The sequence below is a fragment of the Arthrobacter sp. Hiyo1 genome (assembly GCF_001263615.2).
In the GTDB taxonomy this organism is placed as follows: domain Bacteria; phylum Actinomycetota; class Actinomycetes; order Actinomycetales; family Micrococcaceae; genus Arthrobacter.
Genome location: NZ_DF952471.1, coordinates 361,317 through 366,141 on the forward strand (window position 1 = coordinate 361,317; position 4,825 = coordinate 366,141).

At 62.4% G+C, this 4,825-nt stretch carries 6 protein-coding genes; all 6 read right to left on the minus strand.

Translation table 11 applies throughout. The features are described 5' to 3' along the window. Positions 1 to 179: 179 nt before the first annotated feature. Positions 180 to 1,535, minus strand: coding sequence for an FtsW/RodA/SpoVE family cell cycle protein (locus AHiyo1_RS13240; RefSeq protein ID WP_059388878.1), 1,356 nt, complete (start codon positions 1,533 to 1,535; stop codon positions 180 to 182). Positions 1,536 to 1,675: 140 nt separating this feature from the next. Beyond that, positions 1,676 to 2,701: a cation diffusion facilitator family transporter gene (locus AHiyo1_RS13245; protein WP_059388879.1), complete on the minus strand. Its 1,026-nt coding sequence runs from the start codon at positions 2,699 to 2,701 to the stop codon at positions 1,676 to 1,678. Continuing rightward, entirely contained in the window at positions 2,698 to 3,060 is a 363-nt protein-coding gene (locus AHiyo1_RS13250; RefSeq protein ID WP_059388880.1) for an ArsR/SmtB family transcription factor, read from the minus strand. The genes AHiyo1_RS13245 and AHiyo1_RS13250 overlap by 4 nt, the downstream gene beginning before the upstream one ends. A gap of 306 nt (positions 3,061 to 3,366) precedes the next feature. Further along, a complete protein-coding gene (locus AHiyo1_RS13255; protein ID WP_059388881.1) occupies positions 3,367 to 3,969 on the minus strand; it encodes a DNA-3-methyladenine glycosylase I in 603 nt (200 codons plus the stop codon). 56 nt (positions 3,970 to 4,025) lie between these two features. Next, positions 4,026 to 4,517 carry an alpha-ketoglutarate-dependent dioxygenase AlkB family protein gene (locus tag AHiyo1_RS13260; protein ID WP_340639322.1) on the minus strand — a complete coding sequence of 164 codons (492 nt, stop codon included), beginning with the start codon at positions 4,515 to 4,517 and terminating at the stop codon, positions 4,026 to 4,028. A gap of 197 nt (positions 4,518 to 4,714) precedes the next feature. Next, on the minus strand, positions 4,715 to 4,825 hold a 111-nt coding region (locus tag AHiyo1_RS13265), incomplete at its 5' end, for an MGMT family protein (protein WP_148667576.1).

Genomic DNA, 4,825 nt, shown 5'->3' on the forward strand with positions numbered 1-4,825 from the left:
GCGAGGACCCACGCCGCCAGGGTTCCCTGGCCGAGCTTGCGAGGCGAGGGTGGCGGTGGGGACTAGCTGGGCCCACGCCGGGAGGGTTCCCTGGCCGCGGGGCCTTGCGAGGCGAGGGTGGCGGTGGGGACCACTTGGGCCGCTCGCCACGTGGTAGCTGACCGGTGTCCGTAAGGGTGTCAGACCGGAACGTGTTCGGTCTGGGACGCAACGGTTTGGGGCCTGCGCGCAGCGTCGCTGATCCGCAACAGCAGGGCGATGATGATCCAGTTGGCGAGGAGGGAGGACCCGCCAGCGGAGAGGAACGGCGTCGTGAGCCCCGTGAGGGGAATAAGGCGGGTGACGCCGCCGATAATGATGAAGCACTGAAGGGCCATGGAGAAGGCCAGCCCGCAGGCAAGGAGCTTCCCGAAAGCATCCCGGATGCCCAGGGCGGCCCGGAACCCTCTCGTGAAAAGGAGCAAATAGAGGAGAACGATCGCGAACAGCCCGATCAGGCCGAGTTCTTCACCAAGGGAAGCGATGATCATGTCGCTGTTCGCGAAAGGCACCAGGTCAGGGCTCCCGAGCCCGAGGCCCTTGCCGATCAGGCCGCCGTCGGCCATCCCGAAGAGGCCCTGGACAATCTGGGCGCTGCCTCCGGGGAATCGGGTGAAGACCTGGGGGTCGAAAGCGTTGATCCACGCGTCAATGCGCAAGCCGACATGGGAAAAAATCTTTGCTGCGGCGTATCCGCCCAAAAGCATGAGCACGACGCCGAGGACCAGCCAGCTGGCCCGGCTTGTGGCAACGTAGATCATCACGATAAATAGGCCGAACAGCAGTATGGACATGCCGAGGTCGTGCTGGAAAACCAGTACGCCAACGCTCGCGGCCCACGCGGTGATCATGGGCCCGGTGTCCTTGATCCTGGGGAACTGCAGGCGCCCGAATTTCCTGCCGGCCAGCAGGATCAAGTCCCGGTTGGAGGACAAGTAGCCCGCGAAGAAGACGGCCAGCGTAATCTTCACGATCTCGCCGGGCTGGAACTGCAGTGAACCGAGGCGTATCCAGACATTCGCGCCGTTGATGTCGCCGGCCGAAATGCCGGGCACGAGGGGAAGGATAAGGAGGGCGGCGCTGACCGCAAGTGCAATGAAGGTGTAACGGCGCAAAAGCCGGTGGTCCTTCAATAGCCACAAAACGGCGGCCGCGACCAGGACCGAAACGATCGTCCATGTGAGCTGATTAGCCCCGGCAGTCGTACCGTTTGAGGCATCCAAGCGTCGGATCATGGCGATGCCGAGGCCGTTCAAAGCCACCACAATCGGGAGGATCACGGGATCCGCATACCTTGCCTTGAACCGCAGGACGACGTGGAAGATCCCCGCCAGCGCCGTCAACGTACCGGCCTGAAGCCAGAATCCAACGTCGAGGGCTTCCTTCTTGTCGACACTGGTCATTGCAAGGGCCCCAATGCCGACGCCAAGTGCCAACACCAGCAGCACCATCTCCACGTTTCGGCGAGGCTTCGCCAGAATCGCTTGCTGGCTCATGGGCATCTTCTTTCGTGGATCTCGGGCGGCCGGCGGGTCCGGTTCGTTGGCTCAAGATCGGGTCAGTGGCTCAACATAAGGTTCAGTGGGCCATCATAACCGCAGCGGCTGGGGAGCGGTTGGGAACTGGATCCGGTCGATCAGCGGCAAGCGTCCGTAACGGCCTGTATCACCATGTCGTCGAGCTTGGGGAGCGCGTGTTCAAGCCGGTGCCTGGCCTCGCCGACAGTTTCTTCAATCGCTGACAGCGGCGCGTCGGCGACGACGATTGTCGTGGCGCCCTGCAGGCGATGGCCGACCCAACGCAGTTGCAGTTTTGGCACCGAGAATACACCGGGTGTCATTTCCAACGCCGCCTGGGCGCTGTCCAGCACCTCGGGTTCTATACCGTCCATCAGGCGTCGTCCGATGCTGCGAACCGTTCCCCAAAGCAGGACGATGATGGCGGCCGAAATCAGCAGGCCGACAATCGGGTCCGCCAAAGGGAAACCGAGCAGAACGCCGCCGGCTCCAAGCACCACTGCGAGGGAGGTGAATCCGTCAATGCGCGCATGCACGCCGTCGGCAACCAGCGCAGCTGACCCGATCTGCCGGCCGACCCTGATCCTGTAGACGGCCACAATTTCATTGCCCGCAAAGCCTATGATTCCGGCCGCAAGAACCCACCACAGATTGTGCAGGGGTTGGGGATGGAAAAGGCGATCGATGGATTGCCATGCGGCGACCACTGCTGAAAGCGCTACGACGCCGACAATGAACAGCCCGGCAAGATCCTCCGCCCGCCCGTATCCATAGGTGTAGCGACGGGTTGCCGCACGACGTCCCAGTATGAACGCGATCCACAATGGCACTGCGGTGAGCGCGTCCGAGAAGTTGTGGATTGTGTCGGCCAGCAATGCGACGGAGCCGCTGATGAGGACCACAAGAAACTGCAGGACCGTGGTGCCCAGGAGTATGAAAAGGCTGATCTTCAGTGCCCGGACGCCCTGCGTACTCGACTCGAGGGCATCATCGATTGAATCGGCGGAATCGTGGGTGTGCGGGACAAAGAGCTCATACAGCCACCCCTTGAGACCCTTGTGGTGCGTATGGGAGTGTCCGTCGTGGTCGTGGTCGTGGTCGTGCACGTGGTGCTCGTGATGACCAACTTGCGGATGACCGCTCATGCCGATTCCTGTTCTGCGCGGTGGTGTGCCGGGGTACCGCCCAAGGCGTGCTCCGCCTGGAATATTGCATCCGCGACTAGCTGGCGGGCATGCTCGTTCTCGAGGCGGTACATGACCCTGGTTCCGTCCTGTCGCGTGGAAACCATTCTCGCCAAGCGCATTTTGGCAAGGTGCTGCGACACTGCGGCCGGAGACTTCCCTAGGAGTTCCGCCAGAGCTCCGACGGCCATTTCGCCGTTCCGGAGCGCCAGGACGATCCGGACCCTCGTGGCGTCAGCCAGCATCGCGAATACTTCCACAGCCAATTCAACGTATTGGCTATCGACCCCCAGCGAGCAAGCACTCTTATCTGCATTCATACGCAGATTCTTTCACACATCCCGACTAAACCGATATCGCGGACCCGGGATAGCGAACCGGAAGCTGATGGGTCCGTGATGAGCGGGGCCAGAATGAAGTTCTCAATACCTCGGGAGTGAACTCTCCGTGAACCCGCGGACACTATCCACAGCCTTGTACACACTGGGTAAAACCACGGGACCAAGGCATGGGTGCTCGGCTATCGCCTGAATGTCGGGGATCCCGGCTTCATGTACATGGATGTCCACATGAATTGTCCACAGCTGTGGATAAAGTTACGCACTTCTGTGGAAAGAGGGTGGGTATCAGAGCCAAACTCCCGAGCTGCCCCGACGATGGCTGTCCAGAAGGTGGGTATCGATCATCCCGATCGCCTCCATCAGCGCGTACATGGTGGTGGGGCCCACGAACGCGAAGCCCTTCTTCCGCAGCGCCTTGGACAGGGCAATCGATTCCGGCGATTGGGTAGCGACGTCGGCAAAGGTTCGCGGTTCCGGCGTCGACTCCGGTTGGAACGACCACACGAAGTCCACCAACCCGCCCTCGCTCCGCAAGGCGATCGTCGCCTTGGCGTTGGTGATGGCCGCACGGATCTTGAGGCGGTTGCGGACGATTCCCGAATCCTGCATCAACCGCTCCACGTCCGCCTCCGTGAAAGCCGCGACGCTTTCAGGGTGGAAGTCCAGGAAAGCGGACCGGAATGCCTCCCGCTTGCGCAAAATGGTGGCCCAGGACAGGCCCGCCTGAAAGCCCTCGAGGCTGATGCGCTCATACAAGCCCCGTTCGTCCCTTACAGGCATGCCCCACTCGTGGTCGTAGTACTCCCGCATGAGCGGGTCAACGGATGCCCACGGCGGACGCGCAAGGCCGTCGTCGCCAATGATGGTGCCGTTCTCGGGCGGGTTCATAGCTGTTCCTCCACAGGAAGCCGGGCAGAAGCTGTTGTTGCCATTGTGCCCCGGTCCTACGACATTCCCGTGACGCGCATGGTGATGTTGATCCGCCCCCTCGGCAGCCCGCAACCTTCAGGAGCCGTTCCGGGGAGGACTTTGGTGACTCCGTGGTACGCAAAACGGGAAGCGCCTCCGAACACGAAGAGGTCTCCTGAGGAGAGCCCGACGTCGGTATACGGCTTGGTGCGCGTCTCCGTGTTTCCGAAGCGGAAGAGGCAACTGTCTCCCATGCTGAGGGACACCACGGGGGCCCGGGACTTTTCGTCCTTGTCCTGGTGCATCCCCATCTTGGCGGTCTCGTCGTAGAAATTCACCAGCGCGGTGTCCGGCGTATACCTGGCGGCTTCGGCGGCGTCGCCGTACGCCTCCAACATTGCTTTGCGGCCCAGGCGCACCATCCAGTCAGGAAAGTCGAGGACCCGCCGCCCGTTGACGTCAAAGGCCTCGCGTGTGTATCGATAGGGCTGCCAGTGCCAGCCGAGGCAGACTGTCCGTACGGACATCGGGTGCCGCCGGGAAGGACGGCGGCACGCAAGGGGACGGGACCCGCGTCCACTCTTCGAAGCGGGCCACTATCCACCGCTGCTGCTCAAGGCTCAGCCAGCCCGGAACGTGCACCGCGCCGGCGCGATCACCCGGGGACCGGCGTCGGGCGCGTCCGGCAACTCAAGGGGAAACAGCGGTTCCGTCCACCCGGAACTCATGCTGCCTCAAGAGCCAACAAGGCGCGCTTGGCATCCGTGCCGCCGAGGTAGTTGCCGAACGATCCATCGGATTTCACCACCCGGTGGCAAGGCACAATCACCGGCAG

Bases quoted from the DNA above. Each gene is read 5' to 3' on its own strand.
- AHiyo1_RS13260 (WP_340639322.1), bottom strand. From the start codon at position 4,517: ATGTCCGTACGGACAGTCTGCCTCGGCTGGCACTGGCAGCCCTATCGA.
- AHiyo1_RS13245 (WP_059388879.1), bottom strand. From the start codon at position 2,701: ATGAGCGGTCATCCGCAAGTTGGTCATCACGAGCACCACGTGCACGAC.
- AHiyo1_RS13255 (WP_059388881.1), bottom strand. From the start codon at position 3,969: ATGAACCCGCCCGAGAACGGCACCATCATTGGCGACGACGGCCTTGCG.
- AHiyo1_RS13240 (WP_059388878.1), bottom strand. From the start codon at position 1,535: ATGAGCCAGCAAGCGATTCTGGCGAAGCCTCGCCGAAACGTGGAGATG.
- AHiyo1_RS13250 (WP_059388880.1), bottom strand. From the start codon at position 3,060: ATGAATGCAGATAAGAGTGCTTGCTCGCTGGGGGTCGATAGCCAATAC.